We start from the raw sequence: 24112 nt of genomic DNA, 5'->3' as shown, positions 1-24112 counted from the left end.
CGTCCGGGCTATTCGTCGGCCTTTGCGACGAGCTTTCCGACGCGGGGAAGGTACGTCGTCGGATACTGGACGGACGTCGCCGGGTGCGAGTTCTCGACGACTTTGAAGTTCTCGACGGAGACGAAACACTGATCGATCTTCTCCTGGATCGGTAGCTGCGGGAGATCGTAGTTGAAGATCCACGCCAGCTTCTGAATTTTCTGGCGCGCGTCGTCGCCGTCGGCGTCCATGCCGACGAGCGCTTCGAGTTCGGGCGCGAGTTCGACCGTCTCGGCCTCGCCGTCGGGATCGCCCACCGGCGGCACGTCGACCGACGTGGGGTAGTTGTAGACGTTCTGGGCGTCCCAGCTGTTGAGGTTCCAATCGAGGGAGTGGTACGGGTACGTCCAGCCGTCGGACCACCAAAATCCGGCCGCGTCGAAGCCCGCGTCGCCGTAGAGGTCCTGCCCGAAATAGACGCTATCGTCTCTGGTGACGAGGTTGGTCTCGATGCCGAAGTCCTGCAAGTGCTCGTTGAACGTGATCGAGGCGTCGACCCACTCGTTCCAGGCGGCGGGCACCTTGAACTCGAAAGATAGCGTCTCGCCGTCCTCGTCGACCCAGGTGTCTCCCTCCTTCGAGAAGCCGGCCGACTCGAGCAGTTCGGTGGCCCTGTCGGTGTTCCGTCCGGCGTAATCCTCGAAGGCGTCCGGTTCGTCGAGCCAGTCGTCGGCCGACCCGTCGAAATTCCCGACGATGCCCGTCGGCGTCCGCACGGGCGCTTTCGCGTCGCCGCCGCCCGAGGAGTTCTCCGCGACGATCTCGCGATCGATCACGTGGGCGATCGCCTTGCGGACCTCCCGCTGCCCGAAGTGTTCGTGGTCGTGGTCGAACGCGATCGACAGCCCCCAGTTGGCCGGTTGCTGGATCTCGAGGACGTGATCCGGGAACGAGGCCATGATGTCCGGCGACGTGAAGATGTTGTGCAGGGCGTCGACCGATCCGCCGCGAATCGCCTGCCAGGCCGTCTCGTTTCCGTCGATGAATCGAAATCGATACTCGGCGAAATTAACGTTGTCTGCCCAGTACGAGTCCTCGAATTTCGTGGTGATGAGTTCCTGTTCGCCGGCGCTGTCGTACTGGAACGGACCGGTTCCGATCGGCTCCTCGGGTGCGAACTCCGAGAGGACCGTCGACTCGGAATCGTCCTCCATTTCCGCGAGGATGTCATCGTACTGCTCGGCCGGTGTGTCAAGCTCCAGGCTCTTGATCGAGTTGAGGAAGACCGGTTCGGAGACGGACGCCTCGAGTCCGACTTCGACGGTCGTGTCGTCGACGGACGTGACGTTCTCGACCGAGGTGAAGTTCCCGATCGGGTGATTGTCGTACAGCGAGATGTGAAGCTTCCGGACGAGGTCCGCCGCCGTGGCGTCCTCGCCGTCGTGCCAGGTCAGGTCGTTCTGGAGGGTGAGCGTCGCCGTGTCCTCGCCGATCTCCCAGTCAGCGAGGGCGCCCTCGACGAACTCGCCGCTCGTCGCCCGGAAGTACACTAGCCGGTCGTAAACCACGAACCCGGGTCGGTCCGGGTAGTTGCTTTCGTTCGCGGCGTTCCACTGCATGTCGCCGGGGAGGACCGACGTCGGTGCGGTGAACGTCCGGTCGGTCATCGGCTCGTCGCCGGTGATCTCCTCGTTGCCCGAACTGTTGTCGTCGCCGAAACAACCCGCGAGTGCCGTTGCACCCGTTAAGCCGGTCACCTGCAAGAATCGGCGGCGTGATGCCTCTGCGTCTCCGGGGAGCGCATCGTCTGGTAGCATGGTGCTACCCTACCTTGAGTGTTCGATTGTAAATAATTTTTGGAGTTTATAACTATCTTTTGCAAAGTTTCATCGCGTGTACGTACGGTCAGCGACGGACGGGTCCGACCGCGCGTACTCGTCGATTATTCGCCCGAGCGTCGCCGCTCGACTGCCGAGGGATACACTTATTTGTCACCTCGAGAGATGGGTAGATCCATGACAGGCCTAGAGGACAGCGAGCCGTACCTAGATCCGTCGCTGCCGATCGAAGCGCGCGTTGCGGACCTCCTCGATCGGATGACGACCGAAGAGAAGATCGGCCAGCTGGCCGGTTCCTACGTCGGAGTGCTCGACGAGGGGCTCCACGGAGTCGACGACGTTATCGACGAAATCGACGAGTATCACATCGGATCCGTCGCCCCCTTCGGCTGGGGCGGCTCTCCCAACGAGTCGGTCGAGGACGCCGTCGACGCGGCTCGCCGACTGCAAGAGCACGCCGTCGAAGCGACGCGCCTCGGTATCCCGTTGCTGTTCGCAGCCGACGCGGTTCACGGTCACGCCTACATCGCGGAGTCGACCGTCTTTCCGAACAACCTGGGTGCGGCGGCGACGTGGAGCCCCGACCTCGTCGAACGCGCCGCCGAAATCACCGCGAAAGAGATGCGGGCGACCGGTTCCGCCCAGAACTACGGTCCGACGTGCGACGTCGTACGCGATCCGCGATGGGGACGAACCGGAGAGACGTTCGGCGAGAGCCCCTACCTCGTCGGAACGCTGGCCGCCAGCGAAGTTCGCGGGTACCAGGGCGACGAACTCGACGCCAACTCGGTGCTCGCGACGGCGAAGCACTTCCCGGCCTACGGGGTGCCCACGCGCGGGGAGGACGCCGCGCCGGTCGACGTGTCCTCGCACACGCTCCGTAACGTACTCCTTCCGCCGTTCGAGGCGGCGATCGACGAGGGCGTCGGCGCGGTGATGCCGTGTTACAACTCGATCGACGGCGAACCGGCTCACGGGTCGCGCCGGTTCCTGACGGGACTCCTCCGCGAAGAACTGGATTTCGACGGCGTCGTCGTCTCCGACTGGAACGGGATCACGCAGTTACACGAGGAGCACCGGACGGCGGGAAGCCCGATCGAAGCGGCGCGCCAGACACACCGTGCGGGCCTCGACATCGGTTCGGTCGCCGGGGCCGACCACGCACAGCACGTTCGGGACCTGCTCGAGCAGCGCGAGCTATCCGAACGCCTGCTCGAAGACAGCGTCGGGCGAGTGCTGCGGGCGAAGTTCGCTCTCGGCCTCTTCGAGGATCCGTATCCGGACCCCGAAGCCGCGGCGACACTGGGCTCCGACGAGAGCCTCGATACGGCGCGGGAGGCCGTCCGGAAGTCGCTCACGCTGTTACAAAACGACGACGACCTCCTCCCCCTCGGCGATGGTGTCGACGAGGTGTTCGTGACCGGCCCGAACGCCGACGAGATGGTCCACCAGAACGGCGGGTGGAGCTGCAACGCGGACGCCGGCATCCCGGGAACGACGATCCTCGAGGGAGTCGACGACACGGTGGACGACGAGACAACCGTCACCCACGAACCCGGCAGCGCTATCGGCGCCCCCGTCGACGTCGAGGCCGCTGCGGAGCGAGCGGCAAAAGCGGACGTCGCCGTGGTCGCACTCGGCGAGGATTGGTACCTTCACGAGTTCGGCCCCTCCGCGAAGACCGCCAGCGAGACGGGCGAGTTCCCGACGCGCGGCAAGCTTTCGCTCCCCGACGCCCAGCGCGACCTCGTCGAGGCGGTGTCGGAGACGGGGACGCCCGTCGTTGCGGTCCTGGTCACCGGGCGGCCGCTGGCCGTCGAGTGGCTGGCGGAGACGGTGCCGTCGATCCTCATGGCGTACTACCCCGGCCGTGTCGGCGGCGAGGTAATCGCGGAGACGCTGTTCGGCGAGTCCGAACCCGGCGGACGGCTCCCGATCTCGATCCCGCGGTCGGCGGAGACGCTCCCGACGTACTTCAACCACATGCCACACCCGCACCCGATCGGACCCGACGAGCACCCGGCATCGTACGATCCGCTCTTCGAGTTCGGCCACGGCCTGAGCTACACTACCCTCGAGTACGAGTCGATCGAACTATCGGAGAACACGATTCGTCCGGACGAGGACGTCACGGTCCGAGTCACGGTGGCCAACACGGGCAATCGACGCGGGAGCGAGGTCGTCCAGGTGTTCGGCCGAGACGAGTTCAGTTCGGTCGTAACGCCCGTCCGCGAACTGTGGGCGTTCGAGCGCGTCGAACTCGAGCGCGGAGCGCGAGCGGATGTGACGCTCCGAATCGACGCGGACGAGATCGGGCTCTTCGAACGATCGCGCGACGGGCGGATCGACGACGGGAGCCTTCGACTCTCCGTCGGGGATCGAACGTTCGACCTCGACGTCCGTCCGCGTAGCGACTGAGACAGCCGCGCCGTCCTACGGACTCGTTTTCGTCGTCGACCGCTCGGTTCGCGATCGGGATCGCCGCGCCTTTCTCCCATCGGCCGTCGTCGCTGACCGGAAGTCACCTGCCGGTGGATTCACCGTCCGAACAGGGAGCCCTGTTCCTGATCTCACGGAAAGATACTCTCTCTATCATATATTCGTTTCTCCGATATAACTCGAGAATCGACGGACGAGCCCCAATCGAATATCTAATAAATCTGTTTGATAGCGGACTAAGAGACAGAAGTAGGACATAAACTGCCCGAGGTCAGTATTCGGCTCTGACGGTACTCGGCTGACAGCCATACGGTGTGTAGATGTGTGATTCGGCGTATCGGTACTAGAATGCCGCGTCGTCGTCCGGTCTGTTCGGTAGCAGCAGTTCGAACAAGGATTCTGCGAGTACCGCTCCAGAGCACCGAATCTCTTGCTCGAGAGACTTGGTGGCCGATGTAATGACATGAGTACGAATGTAAATATGCCGCGTTCCGAAATCGTCCGTCGGAGCGTGCCGTGACACAGGTATCGTGTTAGCAGTTCGCCCACAGCACAGTTCGTAATACGTGTCGGCGACGACGACCTGATTGTCGTCCTTCCGATAGTTCCCGCAATCCGGGCCAACGCACTCGCTGTCTACGTTCTCGAAATGCAAACGCTACGCCGGCAGGTGTTCTCAACGATCGTTCGAATCCGCATCGATTACCACGATATTGGGTAATCGAGTCTCTATTCGCTAGTAGTTCGGTGATTTGTTCATCGAGACGACCGACCGAATCTGTCGTGTTCATACTGCCACCGGAGTCGGTTTCGGTTCATCGATACGTACACGTCGTGTCCGGGTCTCTACGAAGTTGGGTATCGATCGCTCCGAATCGGTGATCCGCGATTTCTCTCGATTTTTCCATAACATTACAGCCGTATGGTTGTAATAACATACGCCTCGCACTCAAAGCGACCGACTGGCGCTCGAGAGATTGATACTCGCCTCCGTGATGTTCGCGCGTTCCATGACGTTCATCGGCAGGGTCTCGTGGTACCGATCGCCGTTGATTCGGCTCGTCGGCCCGGAAACGCTGATCGCTCCGAGAACGGTTCCATCGTCGCTGCGAATCGGTGCGCCGACCGCGCGAATCCCCTTGATCTCTTCTTCGTCGTTTACCGCGTACCCCTGCGCTCGGACGGACCGAAGTTCCTCGAAGAGCGCCTCCCTGTCCGTGATCGTATTTTCGGTCTTTCGGACGAGACCGTGCTCGTCGATTATTTCCTCGACGCGGCTTTCCGGGAGGTATGCGAGGACGGCTTTTCCCGTCGCGGTGAAGTGGAGATAGTCCGTTTTCCGTTCTTTGGCCGTATGATACGTATCACCGACTGCGTTTTCGCCTGCGACCTTGTGGATGTTCCGCTCGAGGCCGTGTTGTTCGCACATGAGATGGACGTACTCCCCGGTTTCGTCGGCGAGCGCTTCGACCTGTTCCTTGCCGTGTCCGAAGAGAACGTGCCGGTGACGGACCGTTTTTCCGAGATACAAAAATTCGAGGCTGAGTCGGTACGTCTGATCGGTTTTGACGACGAGTCGCTTCTCGCGGAGCGTAGCGAGATACGAGTACGCCGAACTTTTCGAGAGATCGAGGTAGTTGGCCAGTTCCGTTACGCCTGCTCCGTCCAGTTCCTCGAGCGCTTCGATGACGTCGCACGACCGCGCGACGGTTTCCAACTGCCGAGGGGATCGATCGTTGGCGTCGGGCATACGATACCGTTGCCGGCCAGGACGATAGTTGTTCGCTTTTCGAAAACGCAGCATCTGGTCGATCCGCTAACCCGGCTACGGCGTGCCGGCAGGGTCGCGCTCTGCGGTCGTTCGAATTCGTATTTCGGTAGCGAAGAGTCACGTCACGCGCGGTACCCGTCCGGTCGAGATCCCCGTTCGGTAGCGCGAACAGTCGCTCATTTCGGCAGCTACCGATCCGATCCCGCCGACTCGGCTTCGTCCGTTCCGCCGGTCGCTCCCCAACCAGTTTCTATTCGGGAAACGGGAACGATTATCGACGGTGTGATCGCTCACGACGGGGTCCCTTCGGTGTCGGTGGACATCCGGTGGGTGGAAGGATAGTTACGAAGAACGCAAACACTTAACACAGAGTACTTCAGATCAAGCAGTGACTCATGAAGGTCTCCGAGGGGAAGCTTCGGCGAGAAATCGAAGCTAACGCCCAGTTTGGCGCGTTGCCCGACGCCGAGGGACAGGGGCGAACTGCGCTCACCGGAACGGACGCTAACCGCCGAGCACGCGAACGATTCGTTGATCGACTCGAGGCGGGCGGATTCGACGTTCGTATCGATGCCGTCGGGAACATCGTGGGCCGATGGGTGCCGCCCAGCGCGGACCCGACCGCGCCGCCGGTCGTGACCGGCAGCCACCTCGACTCGGTCCCGGTCGGCGGAATCTTCGACGGCCCGCTGGGCGTCTACGGCGGGCTCGAGGCGGTTCGGGCGATACGGAAGTCGGATCGGTCGCTCGAGCGGCCGTTACACGTCGTGTGTTTCACCGAAGAGGAGGGACAACGATTCGGCAACGGAATCCTCGGTTCGTCCGTCGCAACCGGCCAGCAGTCGGTCGACGACGCGCTCGCGTTCGAGGACGAATCCGGAACGACGCTCGAGGAGGCGCTCGACCGAATCGGCTTTCACGGGAGCGGACGAATCGACGCCTCCGAGTGGGATTCGTGGCTCGAACTCCACGTCGAGCAAGGCACGCGGCTCGAGCAGGACGGTGCTTCCGCGGGAATCGTCACGAATATTACGGGAATCACCCACTGCTATCTCGAGGTGACCGGCGAAGCGGACCACGCGGGATCGACGCCGATGACCGACCGAACCGATGCGCTGGCTGCAGCGAGCGAAGTCGTCCTGGACGTCGAGGCGGCCGCGAATCGCATCGTCGCCGACGCGTCGCCGTCGGCGGTCGGAACGGTCGGAAAATCGGTCGTCGAACCGAACGCGACGAACGTGATTCCGGGACAGGTCCGCCTCGGGATCGATATTCGGGACGTCTCGAGCGATTCGATCGCGAAACTCGTCAACGCACTCGAGGCGAGCGCGCGACGGATCGAGCGGGAGCGAAACGTCGAGGCGAGCGTTTCCCGTCCGTACGACGTGCCGCCCGAGCCCATGACGGATCGGTGCCGTGAGACGCTGATCGAAGCAGCCGCTGCGACGAACGTTCGTGCGTCTCTCATGCACTCGGGGGCCGCTCACGATACGATGAACGTCGCTCGAGTGACCGATGCAGGACTGCTGTTCGCACCGTCCCGCGGCGGAATCTCGCACAACCCTCGAGAGTGGACCGAGTGGGAGGACTGCGCTGCAGCGACTACCGTTCTCGCCGAAGCGCTCGCACGACTCGCCGAGGCGTGACTCGAGATGATGGGCGGTGGTGGCTGTCGAGCTCGGAGGAACGACGAGAGGGGCGATTGTGGAACGTACAGTCTTAGCGCTTGGAACGGCGGAACATGATCGCGTTTCCGGCGTTCGGACGACAGATGTTTGCCCCCTATGCAAAGATTTATTATACAATACTTTCAATGCTGCACAACGACATGGCAAGTCCTGACAATCCAGCGATCGAACTGTCATCAGACGGTCCGAGCCGCCGTCTCTTCATGAAAACCGCTGCAGCCAGTGTTCCGCTCGCCCTCGCAGGGTGTGCCGGCGACGTCGACGATGGTCGACCCGACGGCGAACTTCTGTGGGGTGGGAGCGTCCCCGTCCAGAGCCTCGACCCACACTTTGAGAGCGCAGCGGCCACCGCACGCGTCCTCGAGAACATCACGCAGGGACTCGTCAGAGTCAACTGGGATTACGAACTCGAGCCGCTGCTGGCGGAGTCCTGGGAGACCTCCGAGGACAACCTGGAGATCACGTTCTCGCTTCGCGAGGGCGTCCTCTTTCACGACGGTACGGAGCTCACCGCCGACGACGTGCTCGCGTCGTTCACCCGCATCGAAGAGCAGGAGGGGCTCGCGGCGGATTACATGGCGCTGGTCGACTCGATGGACGCGGCGGACGAGTACACGTTCGAGATGGTGCTAACCGAGCCGTTCGCGCCGTTACTGTCGCGAATGGCGACGTCTCACATGCACGTTCTTCCGGCCCATCAGGCCGAACAGAGCCAAGACGAGTTCACCGAGCCGATCGGAACCGGTCCCTTCGAATTCGAGAGCATGGAGATCGACTCCGAGTTCGTCATGGTGAAATACGACGACTACTGGGACGACGGCCTTCCGCACCTCGAGCGAGTCACGAAGAACGAAATTCCCGACAACGACAATCGCCTCAATACGTTCAGAGCCGGCGAAGTGGATTTCATCAACGACGTGCCGCCACGACACGCGTCGGACCTCGAGGACGATTCGGAGGTCGACTTCATCAATCGGTTCCCGAAATCGCTCGTCTACCTCGGCGTGAACTGCAACGAGGAACCGTTTGACAGCCGCGACGCGCGACTCGCACTCGAGTATGCGATCGACAAGAACGAAGTCATGGAAGCGGCGCTGTACGGTCAGGGACAGGTCGCCGCGAGTCCCGCCGCACCCGACAGCGAGTGGGAGCATCCCGACCTCCAGCCGCGGCAACAGGATTACGAACTGGCGCAGGAACACCTGGATGCGGCGGGGTATTCCGACGGCTTCGAGGCGACGTTCCAGATCCCACAACAGTACAACGATCAGGTGAGCGCGGCGCAGATCATCGAATCCCAGGCGTCGGAGGTCGGCATCGAACTCGATATCCAGATGATCACGTGGAGTAACTGGCTCAGCGACGTCTACACGGATCAGAACTTCCAGGCGACGACCAGTTCCTACCTGGGCCTCTGGTTCCCCGATGCCGGATTCCACCGTCCGCTCCACTCCGACGGCGCGTTCTTCTTTACCGGATGGGAGGACGAAGAGTACAACGACCTCGTCGACGAAGCGCGGCAACTCTACGACATCGAGGAACGCGCGCCGCTGTATCACGACGCCGCCGAACTACTCAAAGAGCGTCGTTCGGGCCACATCCTGCTGTACTGGATGCCGACGCTGATGGCTCGCACGAACGACTTCACGGGCGAGGTCATGGCACCGGACGGCTCGACGTTTCGATTCGAAGACACGCAACTCGAGTAATGCTCGTCGTAGACACTCGAACGCATTCCGCACACATGAACCACACAGACTCGCACATTCCGTCATAAATGGCATTCGCTAGTTACCTGTTCAAGCGGCTCGGATTCACCCTCGTCACGTTGTTTCTCGTGTCGCTCATCACGTTCGGGCTCACCAACGTGTTGCCGGGCAACGTGGCGCTTTTGATTCTCGGACCGAACGCCACCGAGCAATCGATCGCGCAACTCGAAGCACAGCTCGGACTCGACCAGCCGCTGTACGTTCAGTACTTCCAGTGGATCACCGGCTTGCTCACCGGAGATATGGGTACCTCGCTGCGGTACAACACGCCGGTTGCCGATCAGATCGCGCTGCGCTTACCGCGTTCGCTGTTGCTCGCGATCTCCGCGACGATCATCTCGGTGAGTCTCTCGATCCCGCTGGGGATCATCGCAGCGGTGAAAAAGAACACGCCCGCCGACCTCACCGCGTCGATGCTCGCGTTCGTCGGCCTCTCGCTTCCCATCTTCCTGTGGGGGCTCGTCTTCATCTACGTGTTCGCGCTCACATTGGGTGGGTTCCCGACTCGAGGCTACGTCTCACCGCTGGTCGATCCGCTCGCGTCGCTTCACTTCCTCGCGCTCCCGGCGAGCGCGATGGGCGTCGCGCTGACGGCGTACATCATGCGAATGACGCGCTCGAGCATGATCGACGAACTCAGCGAAGACTACGTCGAGTTCGCCCGATCGAAGGGGCTCAGCGAACGCTCGGTCGTCCTCCGACACGCGTTGAAAAACGCCGCGATCCCGATCATCACGGTGGTCGCGTTCCAGTTTAGCTACGCGTTCGGCGGCGTCGTCGTCCTCGAGGAAGTGTTCTCCTGGCCCGGCATCGGCCAGCTGACGCTGACGGCGATCGAAAACCGAGATATCCCGCTCTTACAGGGCTGTATTATCGTGATCGCGCTCATCTACATGGTATCGAATTTTCTCGCCGACACGTTCTACGCGTACGTCGATCCGCGAATTCGATACGGAGGGTCCGAATAATGTCGACGAATCGATTCCGGCTGACGGACGAACGCAAGGCCCACTACGGGCGATTCATCCGCCAGTTCCGCGGCAACCAGAAGGCGATGATCGGGCTCGGCATCATCGTCGCGCTCTTTTTCGTGGCCATCTTCGCACAGAAGATCACCGTTCCGTACATCGACGTGACGGTACAGCCGTTCTCGTTCGTGCCACACGATCCCGAGGCCACGAACGTCCAGAATCGAGAACAGGGCCCATCGATGGAGCATCTGATGGGAACCGACAATCTCGGTCGTGACATCTTCAGCCGCGTCCTTGCGGGAGCACGAATCTCGGTGTTGGTCGGCTTCACATCGATCAGCATTGCGATGATCTTCGGGACGACGATCGGCATCGTCGCCGGCTACTATCAGGGGCTGGTCGACGAGGGATTGATGCGAGCGATGGACGCGATGATGTCGTTCCCGCCGATCCTGCTCGCGCTGACGATCGTCGCCGTAATGGAGCCGAATCTATTCAACCTGATCCTCGCGCTGGCGTTCGTCTACACGCCCTTCATCGCCAGGGTCGCGCGCAGCGCCGCGCTGTCCGTTCGCAACGAATCGTTCGTCGAAGCGGCCGTCGCCCGCGGCGAGAGCGACTCCTACATTATCTTCAGGGAAGTGTTGCCCAACTGCGTCGGCCCGCTGCTCGTACAGGGGTCGATCAACGTCGCGTTCACGATGTTGCTGGAAGCGAGTCTCTCGTTTCTCGGACTGGGCGTTCAGCCGCCGACGCCGTCGTGGGGGCTGATGATCAACCAGGGGTGGGCGTTCATGGGCGATGCCCCGTGGCTCGTCTTCTTCCCGGCGTTCGCCATCGCCATGGCGGTGATCGGGTTCAACCTACTCGGCGACGGTCTCCGTGACGTCCTCGATCCGAAGGGGGAGATTATCGAATGACGACCACCAACACAACCACTCCGACGACCGATCCGCTGCTCTCAGTCGAAGCGCTCCGCACCCAGTTTCAGACCGAAGACGGAACCGTCACCGCAGTCGACGACGTCTCGTTCGCCCTCGAGCGAGGGGAAGTGATGGGAATCGTCGGCGAGTCGGGTGCCGGAAAGAGCGTCACGGCGAAATCGATCATGCGCCTCGTTCCGTATCCGGGCGAGATCGTGTCGGGTTCGATCAGGTTCGACGGCGAGGACCTCCTCGAGCGCTCGGAAAAGGAGATGCAACGCGTTCGCGGAAACGAGATCGCGCTTATCCCACAGGACCCGATGACGTCGCTCAACCCCGTTCTCACGGTCGGTCAGCAGATCATCGAGACCGTCCGTCTCCACCAGGACGTCAGCGAATCCGAAGCTCGCGAGGTCGCGATCGACGCGATGGAAGAAGTCGAGATTCCGGATCCCGAATCGCGTATCGACGAGTATCCCCACGAGTTCTCCGGCGGCATGCGACAGCGCGTCCTCATCGCGATCGGACTCGCCTGCGAGCCGGACCTCATCATCGCGGACGAGCCGACGACGGCGCTCGACGTGACGACGCAGGCGAAAATCCTCGAGTTGCTCAACGACCTGCGCGAAACGCACGACGTCGCGATCCTGATGATCACCCACAACCTCGGCGTCGTCGCCCAGACCTGCGACCGCGTCGGGGTCATGTACGCCGGAAACCTCGTCGAAACGGGGCCAGTCACGGATATCTTCGATCGGCCGAGACATCCCTACACCCGGACGCTCATCGACGCGATTCCGGAAGTCGGCGCGAACCGGAATCGACTGTACGCGCTCGACGGGTCGATGCCCGATCTGCAGGCGCTGCCGGACGGCTGTAACTTCGCCGACCGCTGTCCGCACGCGACCGACGACTGTCGCGTCGGCCCCGATCCAGAACTCGAGGCCGTACCGGGCGCACCCGGCGCTCACGCCGCGTGTATCCGGACCGACGAACTCGACCTTTCGGAACCCGCCGTCGGGGACGATACCGGACACCGTCGCCGAGAGGAACACACCGAACCGCTGCTGGAGGTTCGAAACCTCGAGAAGCACTTCTCGGCGGGCGACGGCCTGTTCGGAAACCTCTCGCTTACGCGAACCGACGGTGGCAGCCTGACGCTCGAGCGTCGGTACGTCAAAGCGGTCGACGGCGTGAGTTTTACCATCAACCGCGGCGAAACGGTCGGGCTGGTCGGGGAGAGCGGCTGCGGGAAGTCGACGGTCGCGAGGACCGTCATGCAGTTGCTCGAACCGACCGGTGGCGAGGTGTACTTCGACGGCCATCCGCTTCACGACCTCGGGAAGTCGGAGATCCGAAGCCTCCGTCAGGAGATGCAGATCATCTTCCAGGACCCGAAGAGTTCGCTTAATCCGCGCAAAACCGTCGGCCAGATCATCGGTCGCGGCATGGAAAAACACGGTATCGCGACCGGGGACGAAAAACGCGAGCGGATCGAGACCCTGCTCGAGCGCGTCGGATTGCAGGCGGGCGACATCGACAAGTACCCCCACCAGTTCTCGGGCGGTCAGCAACAGCGGATCGCCATCGCGAACGCGCTCGCCGTCGAACCGGATCTCATCGTCTGTGACGAACCGGTGTCGGCGCTGGACGTGAGCGTTCAGGCCCAGATCCTCAACCTGCTCGACGACATCCAGGACGAGTTCGGCCTCTCGTACCTCTTCATCTCACACAACATCAGCGTCGTCCAGCACCTCTGTGACCGCGTCGCCGTCATGTACCTCGGCAAGATCGCCGAGTTCGGATCGGTCGAGCAGGTGTTCGAACCGCCGTACCACCCCTACACGGAAAGCCTCCTGTCGGCCGTTCCCCACGCGAACCCGGACGCACGGACGGAACGGATTCTCCTCGAGGGAACGGTTCCCAGCCCGCTCGATCCGCCGTCGGGCTGTCCGTTCCACACCCGGTGTCCGAAGAAAATCGGTCCGGAGTGCGAACGCGACGAACCACGTCCCGAGCCGGTCGGCGAGAACGACGACCACACGATCGCCTGTCACCTCTCGTGTGAGGCGATGAGCGAGCCACTCGTCGGGCGGTCGTCCGAATCGGAGGCGAAACAGCTGTGACGTTCTCCATCTGTGCGACGGTCGACGGCCGCCACGGCGTCGCGATAGCGACGAAGGCGATCGCCGTCGGATCGACCGCCTCCTTCGTCTGCCACGACGGCGCGGTCTGTACGCAGGCGACCACGAACACCCCGATCGGCGTTCGGACGACTCGGCAACTTGAGGACGGAGTGCCGATCGACGACGCCGTCCGGACGCAGCTCGAGGCGGATCCGAACGCGGACCGTCGACAGGTCCACGGGGTCGACGGCACGGGGACGACCGTCACAGCGACGGGCGACGCGTGCGAGTCGTGGGCCGGACACCTCGACGGTGACGGCTACACGGTCGCCGGTAACATGCTCACCGGCGAGAGCGTCCTCGAGGCGGTCGGCGACGCGTTCGAGCGCGACGCCGATCGGTCGCTCGACGAACGACTCCTCGTCGCACTCCGTGCCGGCGAGGACGCCGGTGGCGACAAACGAGGCGATCACGCCCAGAGCGCGGCACTCTCCGTGTTCGATCCGGAGACGCCACGACTCGAACACGACGTCCGCGTCGACGAACACCACGACGCCGTCACCGAACTCGAGCGAGTGTACGAGGTCGCGCGTACGACGGGTGAAGACTGGACGGAACGGTATCCGGCGGTCGATCTCCAGCGACATCCGTCGTAACTCGTAGGCTGTTGGCGTGGTCCGTCGTGACGAAAGTACCTATTTTCGTCATATACCGACGTGTTATCACCCAATCGGGTGATGTCTTACGAGTGACTTGTTTGAGTATTGTAGAGGACAGTAATGTGTATATCGAACAGGACCATCCAACGTTCGACCGACCGCAACTCGAGCGTGGTGGCCGAATCAATTCTCGTTCTCGGGCGTGTGACTCACGTTTGCTGTAGTTTCGATCGACGCGGTCGAACTCGTCCTTTCAGCTCTAATCGAAAGAAGGAGATGTGCAATTCGCTGTCATCGCCTCGAGAATATTGTGCTCCTCGGCGTCTGTTAGTACGGAGAGGCAACGTCTGATTCGATGTCCTCCCGTACGCAACACTGTCGAAATGCGTTCCGCATATCTATTGCAAAATTTATACAAGACTGTCTTTCGGAAGTTATGGCAATATACGAGATAGGTGGGAAATTACATCCGTGTTGTTTCAGACCGCGCTGTGAGAACGGTCGACGCCGGGTGGTAAACGATATCCCGACTCACGTCCCGACCGATTCACTGGTGAAGAGCTTTGTCGCATAACGAGCCAGGACATCGGCAGACTCGCGACGAGAAGGCCGTAGACACCACCCATTAGCGGCTCAACGCCCAGGGAGGGAGCGAGCAGGTAGCCAGCGGCAAATCCGATCGGATCGAGAACAACCGCGAGGATGATGATCTGCTGTTGGAACGGCTTCGTCTCAAACCAGCGGGAAAGGTTGTACACCATACGAATGTCGTGGGGCTGTTACGTCTTTACTGTTGATGTTTTCGGAGAGACATCCCCCGTCCTCAAGGTACGAATGACGTCAGGCGTAAGCGAATCGGGTAGTGTACTCGGTCGGCTACAGGTAGTTCTGCGAGTCGGCCTTCGTCTTGTACACGTTACCTTGGACGCGGACTTCATTGCGCTCGAGCGACCGATTACGTACGGCCGGGCTCTGCATGGTCCGAGTCACCCGCCAGAGCGGTCGGATATTGCAAAGCGCGAATCCGGCAACGATGAGTGCGAATCCCGCAACGGTCGCTGTGGTGATTTGCTCACCGAGGAGCGTCGCACCGAAGATCGTCGCGACAACGGGTGATGCGTAGTTGATAAGACCGGCGTTCGTTGCGCCGATCCGGTTCAGCAAGGTGAAGTAGAGAAGGAACCCTCCCGCTGTAGCGAAGATACCAAGATACGTGAGCGCGGCGGCGGCTGACGGCGTCCACGTCACGTCCCGTATCGACGCCCCTGAATAAGCGTAGGCGATAGCGTGGAGGAACAGCGCACCGGTAACCATCGACCACGTGTGGAGCGACATTGTCGGGAGGACCGGCGTCCAACGTTCCGTCAGCACGGAGCCGAGCGCGAAGACGACTGCGGACGCGAGGAGCAGTCCGATGCCGAGGAGTTGTCCGTCGAATGACCCGCCGGCGATCGCGATCGCGATCACGCCGACGAGCCCGGTACAGAGACCGATAACGTCGGTCGCGTAGATGCGTTCTGCTGGAAGGAGACGGATCGCGATGACGGGAGTGATGATCGGTGTGAAACTGAGGACGATCGCGGCGACACCACTCGAGACGTAACTCTGGCCGATGAAGGAAAACGCGAAGTGCGCTCCGATGACGAGGATGCCGTTCGAGAGGATGAGCGCCAGGTCCGCGCTAGTCCGAGGTACCCACTTGATTCGGCTGAGTAGAACAACGCCGGTGAAGATGAACGCAGCGATGTCTAAGCGAGCCGCTGCGAAGAGGAGTGGCGGCAGGGTTTCCAGCCCAATTTCGATCGCTGTGAAGGCTGTTCCCCAGACGAATGCGAGCGCACCGAATAGCAACATGTCTTCTGTTTTTGTCATGTTATCATTGCATAGTATGTGACCGTTTCAAAGTCGTTGTAGTGCCTATCAGAGGCTCAATTAAACTGTTTGCGGGAATCGTGATAACACGAACCAACAGACGGATGGCCGTGTTAGTCATTCATCAGACACGGTTATCCGGTCGGTAGTGAGTAGCAGGCATCTTGCACGAACGACCGTACAACGATGTTCAGAACCCGATCAAGTAATTTGTACAGACAGTACGCGGTTTAGTGATTAACTCGGCCCTCGGATTCGCCCAGAACAAATGTCTGCACCCCATGAGATCCGGAATTCGGTACTGTTATTCATCCCGTATAGAATACCTACTCATGCGACGACGAGCGATACTTGGCGGTGCCGGAACGGCGCTCTCGGTAACGCTAGCCGGATGCGGGGACTTCATCGAATCAACTGATGACGAAACCGGGGAGAATCCCGAACAGGACAACGGGCCCGACGAGAACAGCGAGAACGACACTGAAAACGACGATGAACAGGACAAGGGGACTGACGAGAACGACACTGAAAACGACGATGAACAGGACAACGAATCGAGCGACTCAGATGATGACGATCAGGTATATGAGGACACGTCCATAGAGGGCGAAGTGATTATCTCTGAGGCCGTAAGTGAGGCTCTCTCGGCCCCGAGACATGCCTACTCCTGGAACGACGACCCGCCGGGAGACGGATGTAATGTCCACGTTGAGCTCGAGAACGCCGACGACGACGAAATCGTCGTCAACATGGAAGCACGAATCTACAACGCGGACGGCGCCAAACTCGCGAGTACGTACTACGCCGACGAACCTGGTCCCTCACCGAACGACACCGCCATCTACTCGTTCCCGCTCAGTAACTGCAAGGACGCCGCTGCATACGAACTCGAGATCGACGATCCCAGCAACGAGAGTGACGAACCCGACGATTTAGCTGCGCTGATGATCGACGACTTCGAGGACTACGACAGCGGCGGTCAGTTGGGTCCGTGGACGCTTGACGGGACTGGCAACGCCAACGTCTCCTCGAGTGCGGCCCTACACGAGGACTCGAGTCAGGGTATTCGGCAACGCGGCGACTCGAACGTTCGTTCCTTCCCCGGTCAGGGACTACCGAATTATCCCGAAGACGGCCGCGAGATCTCCGTACTTATGCGTCCCAGCTCGAACACCGTCCAGCCCTGGATTCTTCTCGGGATGGAGGACGACGTTTGGTCCACAGAAACCCCGGGGTGGCGGCTCATTATTGACCCGAACGGTGGAATTCGGATCGGTCGAGAGACGGGGAGTGGTGTTGAAATCCATGATATGAACTCGAGACTTCCGAATTTGGTCGACAAGACTATCGACTGTCGGTTTATCGCTGACAGTTCTAAGGGGGTCGCGTTTCGGATCCAAGAGCTCGACGGCACTATACTCGGCACCGTCAGCACGAGTGTGACGGATGGCATCGCAGACGAAATGAGTATTGGCTTCCGGTCGACACAGGGCGTCGACTGGGATTGGCTTCGATTCGCCGAGAGCGACGACTGAACGACGCGATCGGCCTTGAGTACACAAGGCATCGAACGGTTTGGGGCGGTCGGTGCGCTCGAACAACGGAGTACGAGTGACGGACAGGGAGTGTCTATAGTAACAACTGAAACTATTTACACACCGATCGCACAGCTGTCGTGCGATCGGGTGTGCACTGACTTTCAGTTGTTACTATAGTTAGGCCAGTTTGAGAACCGAGTAGGCCGTGGAGTTAGTTTAGCTGAATTGAGGCGCTAAGCCCCCTTCCTCAGCGAGCGCCGACCGAAGGGAAGGCGCGAGCAGGGAGGGGATACAGCGTCCCCAGAAATCGAAGATTTCTGGTGTGCGAACGAGACGCGAAGTGTCTCGTCAACGCCGCACGATTCTCATACACGGTTCGGTGGTAGGCCCATAGGCCCGCGCAGCCGCAACGTTTTTGCAGTAGAGTAGCATAGAAGAACGACGAAAGAGTGCGCGGCGTGCGGCGTTTCGACGAAGAAGCCGCTGTGGGTCCGTGAACACGCCTGTCCTGCCTGCGGGTTTGAGGCGGACAGGGACGCGAACGCGGCGTGGAACATCCTTTCTCGCGGTCTACAAGATATAGGAGTGGGACACTCCGAATCAACGTCCTCAGAATCGCTCCCCGATTCTGATGGGCTGCGAAAATCGCACAGCGATTTTCGAACGCCTGTGGAGACTGCGCTCCCTGTGGATACGTCCGTATCTGCAAAGCGCGTCGTGGAAACAGGAAGCCCTACCCTCAAGGAGCGAACGGCGTCAGCCGTAAGCGAGTAGGGTAGGGTAGTTCACAATGAAGCTCACAGATCTTCTCACGAAGCGTCGACCGGCGGGACAATTGCTATATGCTTAATATCTCGGACGCCATACGGGGATCAGTGTTCATAACGCAGAGATACGGTCCACCCGGCAAAGATCGAACGAGTAGCCGAGACGTCCTCCACCCTGATACGCTATGAAGATCCTCTCTTGTAACGCCGGCTACCTGCTCGGATACCAGAACATTCTCGGCGGGTACGTTCCGCCACCGGTCGGCTCGCTGCTCGGCGACGCCGAGACGGAACGGCGGAAACTCGAGCAGCTCGTCGGGGTTATCGAGCGTGAGAGCCCCGATGTGGTTTCGCTCCTCGAGGTCGACCGAGGGTCCCACCGGACGATCACCGGCGGGCAGTTTCGAACGCTCGTCGAGTCGCTCCGAGAGCGAGGCCTGTCCTACGGAGGCGACGTCGCCAACAAGTACGGCGACGGCGGGATCGTCGAGTTGCTGCCGTTCTTCGGCCACCTCGCGAACGCCGTTCTCTCGCGCACGGACCGTCTGGCGACCACACACTACCTGTCGGCCGGTCGGAAACGGCTCGTCATCGAGATGGAACTCACAGCCGACACGGTCCTGTTCGTCGTCCACCTCTCGTTGGGTGCTCGGAGCAGGGGACGCCAGCTCCGCCAGCTCGCCGAACTGATCGCCAAGCGAACCGACGGACGGGACGTTATCGTGACCGGCGATTTCAACACCTTCGCCGAGACCGACGAACTGGACGCCTTCTCCGACCGAACGGGACTCGAGACGCGAGTCCCCGGTGAGACCGTTCCGTCGCGACCGCTCGACGACCTGCTGGTCACCTCGCGCAGTCTCGACCTGTTCCTTTGCTCGCCGTCCATCGACGTCGAACGATGCGACGTTCTCGATGTCCAGTTGTCCGACCACCGGCCGATCGTACTGGAAACGGGCCGGTAAGCGACTCGCGGGCCGCCCGGAACGTAACACCCAGAATTCAATACCCTCGCCACTAGAGGTGAGTCGATGAACGAGACTGAGGATGAATCGACCGTCGGGCTACTGGGAACGAACGACTCCGACCGTCGGGTCCAGGAGGCGTTGACCGACCTGTTTGCCGGCGACGGGACGATCTACCTTGTCAGCGGCTATTTCACATACCAGGGCTATCTCGCGATACGTGCCGACATCGTCTCGTTTCTCGAGCGCTCTCGAGAAAACAAACTGATTGTGGTCGTCGGCCCCGCCTCCGATCAGTTCTCGGCCCGGATCGCCTACGACCTCTGGGCGCTCGACGACTCCGATCGAGTGGAACTATACAAGCAATCGCGGGGGCTCCACGCCAAGCTCTACATCCGCGACGGCCCGAATCCGCGGTGTATCATCGGCTCCGCGAACATCACGCAGGTCGCCTTCGAGTACAACATCGAACTGGGTCTCGAGATGACGCGGGAGAGTACGGCACATCCGGATCTGCAGCCGTTTCTCGAGTGGGCCGACGAGACTGTGGCGGCGTCCAAGCTGTTGCGACGGCGCGATATCTTCGGTCCCGTTCAGGTCTGTAGCTCCGTTATCAACTGGTCGAACAAGGCGCGGTTGCTGCCGATGCGCAACGTGGCACTCAGAGTGACCCCCGTGTTGCTACTACTCGTTTTGCTTGCAGGCCTGTTCCGCATCGTCTGATCCGTCACCCGTCTGCAGGAGACCACGCGTCCCGAGAGTGCGGCGGATTGCAGTGCGACCGTCTTCCTGGCGAATTGAACGCTCGTATCGACTTCGTGGCACTGTATAGAACGATCCCGCCACTTTTTCTCGGCTGGCGAGACACGATCCGGTATGAGCTTGTTCGGAGAGTTCACCATTCCGGCGGAGAAACTCGCGCTCCAGTACACGTTGGAAGAGCTACCCGAGATGGTCATCGAAATCGAACGCGTCGTCGCCACCGACGAGTTCCTCACGCCGTATTTTTGGGCAAGCGGCGATGACCTCGAGGAGTTCGAGGCCGTAAGCGAGAGCGACCCGACGGTTCACAATCTTCGTCGATTGGATGACTTCGAGCGGTCCACGCTGTTCCGAGCCGATTGGACCGAAAACATCGAAACCATCGTGTACGCCTATACCCAGGTCGGAGCGACCATCCTCGAGGCCACCGGACAGTACGACGAGTGGAACCTCTGCATGCGCTTCGACGAGCACGAAGACCTGCACCAGTTTCAACACTACTGTGACGAACAAGAGATTTCGTTTCAGCTTACCCGTCTTCACGAACTCACACAGCCCCGGACGGGGAGTCAGTACGGGTTGACGGCAAAACAGTACGACGCGTTGGTGACTGCATACGAGATGGAGTACTTCAGTTCCGGGGACATGACCCTTGCGGACGTCGCTGCCGAACTCGACATTACTCCACAGTCCCTCTCAAAGCTGTTACATCGGGCCTATCAGACGCTGGTAGAACAGACCCTCGTTGTGAACTCACAGTAAGACCGAGAGGATCGTTTGATCTCGAAGCCTTGAAACCCTTCTATAGAAGGACTGAATCTCAAGATGCACAGCCATCTACCTGTTGGCAATGGATACTGATCCGGGTGAGTTCGAGACGACCCTCAAATTATGTAGTAGTAAGCACCGTCGGATCATCCTTGGAATTCTCGTGCGGGAACAACGGGCGCTCACGCTGAACGACCTGATGAAAGAGATCGTAAAACGGAACCATCACGCGGCGATCACTGACGTTCCCAGTCGGACCGTGAATCAGATCTACCTGTCGTTATGCCATCAACACGTCCCAAAATTAGCGGATGCGAACGTGGTCACGTACGAGAACGATCGTCAGCTACTGGAACCGACGGAGCGACTCGAGCGGATGCAACCGTATCTCTCGGCTATCTTCGAAATCGATCCTGAGCTGGATAGGACGGACACTGACTGATCACTGCGAGAGAATCCCACCAGTCGTGTTAGAATCTCCGTTTTCCGAACCTGGCGGGGGCATCGATGACCGGCGATATCAACACAAATACTTTTGTTGGAATCTGGACATTCCCCTCTATGGCGAGTACGTTAGTCATTGAGGCCGCTGTTGCGATCGTTTCACTGGTCGATGAGGGCTATGTATTCGGGTTGCAATCCAGTGGAGTGCTCGCTCATCCACTGCGCCATCGTATCGTTTCAATACTTCTCGACCGGGACACTATTCAGCGGGACGAGTTAGCTGCAGTACTTGCTGCTGACGAAACGCTTCCCCGGGATGATTCAGAGCGAACGGAAATTGCACTGCATCACGACCATCTTCCGAGACTCGCTGATAAATTGCTTATCGAGTACGATCAGCGAAACGGGGATATCCGCCTCTGGAAAGACCCGGAGTCTGCGGCCGATCTGCTCGAGTCAAGTTAATCGCTCTGTTGAAACCCTTAGAAAGAGATAGATCTGTATCCTATGTGGTCAGTACAGAACAAGTGCTTATTATCGGTATCGTTCGATTAGACGACTAATGACTGACTGGGAGCGTGTGAGGCAGGAACTCCGAGAGGCCGACTATTCTGGATTCGAGTTCAATAGTGGGGAGACGGCTGTGCCGGGATTGTTCGGGGGTGGTTGGTGAGATTATGCGTGAGGGGAGATTAAAACGGGAGAATCAACCGCTTTTAATACGGATTCTTGACGCTTTACCGGGCAGTGGTGGTGCCGTAGCTACTGACCCGGAGCATGCTCCAAGAACCATACGGAAGATCGCTAATCGACATGGGTTAGAAGTCGTAATAATCACTGTTGCCAACGATGAGGTGCGTATTGCGCTCTGTGAATCTTCAGAGTGAAATACGTCCCGGAACGGTACGTTCACAGTCTTCAGCGATCCGCTGTTTCATTCGAAATTATATCTGAAGAAGAGGGTTTGAATAGAAACAGAATATCCGGCCATGCAACAGGCGGTGAATTGTTGCATCAATCGGCGGCGCGTATCCACGCCCTAAAGAGCGTGATATTGCGCCTGTTCAGCGTATAACTTAGAGACCCTGTTCGAATCCAAAAGCGGGACTAAGAGTTACTTGTAGTACCTAACTCTGTGGATTCACATATTGGAAGTTCCACGACGAATACTGACCCTGTAGGGTCGTTGTTTTCGGCCCAGACAGTGCCATTATACTGGTTCATTAACGTATGAACAAGGTATAATCCGATCCCAGAGCCTGGGCTATCAATTCCTTTCTCGCCTTTCCCGAAGATAGATTCTTTCTGTTCATCCGGAATCCCCGGGCCATTGTCGGCAACCCGTACCTGCACTGTGTCCTCATGGATACTCCCAGAGATTGTGATCTCTGGAGTTGCTTTGTCGTTGTGTCGGACGGCGTTCTCTAGGAGATTCCTAAACACTGATGACAGCATCTCATTTGCCCGAACCGTAACCTGCGGAATCTCACCAGCGACCTCGAAGTGTGCATCTGAATGTGATTCCCGGACTTTGACGAGTTCCGTATCGACGGTGTTGCGTAAGTCAACCAACCGTACTTCCGCAGCATCACTATCTGTGAGTGATTCGACGAATTCTCGTGCAGTATCAGTCAGATCAACTACATGGTTAGAACTTTGAAGGACATGTTCGAGTGCTGCTTCGCCATCTTCGTCCACATGGTCTCGCAAGGATTCTGCCCACCCGAGAACTACGGCCATATCGTTCCGAATGTCGTGTCGGACAACCCGATTTAATGCTTCGAGCTGCTCGGTTTTCTGTTCGAGTTGCTTGCGGTAGGATTCCCGATCAGTGACATCCGTGATTGTCACTAATTGGCCGGTCTGTACTTCCCCAGATACGAATGCGGTCGTTGAGACCTCGTAATAGCGTGTCCCACCGTTCTCTGTAACAGCCACGACACCTGGATCGGAGATGTGGCCCGCAAGCGTGGAACTCACGACATCGATTGAGTCTCCAACCGCGTCAGTGAGCGCGGGGAAAGTCGTTTCTGCAGCTTGGTTATAGTCTCGAATTCGGTTCGATTGGTCGAGATAGATCGCCGGTTCAGTCGTTCCAGCGGTCAGCTGGATCGCTTCAAAACGGTTAAAATACACAAATAGTGTACCTACAGCGAATACCGCCACACCCGGTGGCTCATACATGAGGGGGAGCAGCGGTTCCATCTGGTGGCTAAGGATCGTAGCGAGTGCTGGAACCCCCGTGATTCCAAGAAGGATGATGAGTGGACGGCTATCTGCCCCAGTATAGTACAGTCGTTCAGCAAGCATGAAGAACCCGACCATAATGACGGCGTAGGAAAACCCAAGGACAACCCAGTACAGTAACTGGTGATTGATCGCAAGATGCGGGAAGGGCTGTGTTGTCCACTCCGACGTGAAGTAGAGGTTGTGAAGCGGGTTCGTGATCTTGAGTGCGATGATGAAGAGAAAGACAGCTAGTGCCGGGTAGCGGAACGGCGTGTTCTGTAGTGACCGCCCGGTATACTCCGCACAAAAACACACCCACGCACCGACCGCGACAAACGCGAAGACAAACCCAATGATGTACAACATGAGTTTACTCGTCGTCGTCGGCGCAAGCAAGTAGCCAAGATATCCACCACACCAGAGAGCGACCGAACCAAGAAAAACAACGAGCCAGTTCCGTGTCCCAGGATGTTGGATCATACGTGCTCGGAGGATACTAGCAAGGCAAGCGACACCAGAGATAGCAAAGAGAAGGACATGCGCAAGAAGACTGATCTCCATATTGAATAGCATGACCTCCCAGTCTCCCTTAGTCGTTTTGGTG

Annotated in this window: 17 protein-coding genes and 2 pseudogenes; 14 read left to right on the top strand and 5 right to left on the bottom strand. The window is 59.6% G+C overall.

Features of this window, described 5'->3' with window-relative positions; genetic code table 11:
• Positions 1–8 precede the first annotated feature (8 nt).
• Positions 9–1796, bottom strand: a complete 1788-nt coding sequence (locus DWB23_RS14295) for an ABC transporter substrate-binding protein (RefSeq protein ID WP_121743484.1) — start codon at positions 1794–1796, stop codon at positions 9–11.
• A 198-nt stretch (positions 1797–1994) separates the two neighbouring features.
• Here DWB23_RS14295 and DWB23_RS14290 point away from each other — a divergent pair, with 198 nt between their 5' ends.
• Positions 1995–4235 carry a glycoside hydrolase family 3 N-terminal domain-containing protein gene (locus DWB23_RS14290; protein ID WP_121743483.1) on the top strand — a complete coding sequence of 747 codons (2241 nt, stop codon included), beginning with the start codon at positions 1995–1997 and terminating at the stop codon, positions 4233–4235.
• A gap of 970 nt (positions 4236–5205) precedes the next feature.
• On the opposite strand, the gene DWB23_RS14285 is transcribed toward DWB23_RS14290, so the two are convergent.
• Positions 5206–6006 (bottom strand): IclR family transcriptional regulator, encoded by an 801-nt coding sequence (locus DWB23_RS14285; protein WP_121743482.1) that lies wholly within the window; start codon positions 6004–6006, stop codon positions 5206–5208.
• 416 nt (positions 6007–6422) lie between these two features.
• On the opposite strand from DWB23_RS14285, the gene DWB23_RS14280 reads away from it, so the two are divergent.
• From DWB23_RS14280 to DWB23_RS14255, 6 genes are all read left to right on the top strand, one after another.
• Positions 6423–7673, top strand: a complete 1251-nt coding sequence (locus tag DWB23_RS14280; protein ID WP_121743481.1) for a M20 family metallo-hydrolase — start codon at positions 6423–6425, stop codon at positions 7671–7673.
• Positions 7674–7855: 182 nt separating this feature from the next.
• A complete protein-coding gene (locus tag DWB23_RS14275; protein ID WP_121743480.1) occupies positions 7856–9424 on the top strand; it encodes an ABC transporter substrate-binding protein in 1569 nt (522 codons plus the stop codon).
• Between the two features lie 68 nt (positions 9425–9492).
• A complete protein-coding gene (locus DWB23_RS14270) occupies positions 9493–10452 on the top strand; it encodes an ABC transporter permease (RefSeq protein WP_121743479.1) in 960 nt (319 codons plus the stop codon).
• Complete coding sequence (locus tag DWB23_RS14265; RefSeq protein WP_121743478.1) at positions 10452–11375, top strand: ABC transporter permease; 924 nt, start codon at positions 10452–10454, stop codon at positions 11373–11375. Before DWB23_RS14270 ends, DWB23_RS14265 begins: the two co-directional genes overlap by 1 nt.
• On the top strand, positions 11372–13504 hold the full coding sequence (locus DWB23_RS14260; RefSeq protein ID WP_121743477.1) for an ABC transporter ATP-binding protein: 2133 nt from the start codon (positions 11372–11374) through the stop codon (positions 13502–13504). Before DWB23_RS14265 ends, DWB23_RS14260 begins: the two co-directional genes overlap by 4 nt.
• Entirely contained in the window at positions 13501–14160 is a 660-nt protein-coding gene (locus DWB23_RS14255) for a DUF1028 domain-containing protein (RefSeq protein WP_121743476.1), read from the top strand. Before DWB23_RS14260 ends, DWB23_RS14255 begins: the two co-directional genes overlap by 4 nt.
• Positions 14161–14723: 563 nt before the next feature.
• On the opposite strand, the pseudogene DWB23_RS14250 reads toward DWB23_RS14255, so the two are convergent.
• Both DWB23_RS14250 and DWB23_RS14245 read right to left on the bottom strand, forming a co-directional pair.
• Positions 14724–14924: pseudogene (locus DWB23_RS14250) on the bottom strand (hypothetical protein); the annotation flags it as partial.
• A 115-nt stretch (positions 14925–15039) separates the two neighbouring features.
• The gene (locus DWB23_RS14245) at positions 15040–16035 is read right to left on the bottom strand and encodes a DMT family transporter (RefSeq protein ID WP_121743475.1); all 996 of its coding nucleotides are present in this window, start codon (positions 16033–16035) and stop codon (positions 15040–15042) included.
• Between the two features lie 332 nt (positions 16036–16367).
• Here DWB23_RS14245 and DWB23_RS14240 point away from each other — a divergent pair, with 332 nt between their 5' ends.
• The 7 genes and pseudogenes from DWB23_RS14240 (at position 16368) to DWB23_RS14210 (ending at position 21744) form a co-directional block, all read left to right on the top strand.
• Positions 16368–17570: a hypothetical protein gene (locus DWB23_RS14240; protein WP_121743474.1), complete on the top strand. Its 1203-nt coding sequence runs from the start codon at positions 16368–16370 to the stop codon at positions 17568–17570.
• A 441-nt stretch (positions 17571–18011) separates the two neighbouring features.
• Positions 18012–18347 (top strand): annotated as a pseudogene (locus DWB23_RS14235) (zinc ribbon domain-containing protein); the annotation flags it as partial.
• A gap of 178 nt (positions 18348–18525) precedes the next feature.
• Complete coding sequence (locus DWB23_RS14230) at positions 18526–19305, top strand: endonuclease/exonuclease/phosphatase family protein (protein WP_121743473.1); 780 nt, start codon at positions 18526–18528, stop codon at positions 19303–19305.
• A gap of 66 nt (positions 19306–19371) precedes the next feature.
• The gene (locus DWB23_RS14225; protein WP_121743472.1) at positions 19372–20028 is read left to right on the top strand and encodes a phospholipase D family protein; all 657 of its coding nucleotides are present in this window, start codon (positions 19372–19374) and stop codon (positions 20026–20028) included.
• Between the two features lie 153 nt (positions 20029–20181).
• A complete protein-coding gene (locus tag DWB23_RS14220) occupies positions 20182–20829 on the top strand; it encodes a helix-turn-helix domain-containing protein (RefSeq protein WP_121743471.1) in 648 nt (215 codons plus the stop codon).
• A gap of 88 nt (positions 20830–20917) precedes the next feature.
• Positions 20918–21277, top strand: coding sequence for a DUF7344 domain-containing protein (locus tag DWB23_RS14215; RefSeq protein ID WP_121743470.1), 360 nt, complete (start codon positions 20918–20920; stop codon positions 21275–21277).
• A gap of 65 nt (positions 21278–21342) precedes the next feature.
• Positions 21343–21744, top strand: a complete 402-nt coding sequence (locus tag DWB23_RS14210; protein WP_121743469.1) for a DUF7344 domain-containing protein — start codon at positions 21343–21345, stop codon at positions 21742–21744.
• 642 nt (positions 21745–22386) lie between these two features.
• Here the strand turns inward: DWB23_RS14210 and DWB23_RS14200 are convergent.
• Positions 22387–24069: a sensor histidine kinase gene (locus tag DWB23_RS14200; protein WP_121743682.1), complete on the bottom strand. Its 1683-nt coding sequence runs from the start codon at positions 24067–24069 to the stop codon at positions 22387–22389.
• Positions 24070–24112 lie beyond the last annotated feature (43 nt).

It is taken from the genome of Natronorubrum halophilum, from assembly GCF_003670115.1.
Taxonomy (GTDB): domain Archaea; phylum Halobacteriota; class Halobacteria; order Halobacteriales; family Natrialbaceae; genus Natronorubrum; species Natronorubrum halophilum.
Note: the sequence above shows the minus strand (reverse complement) of the source record. Positions and strands in the feature narration are given on the sequence as shown.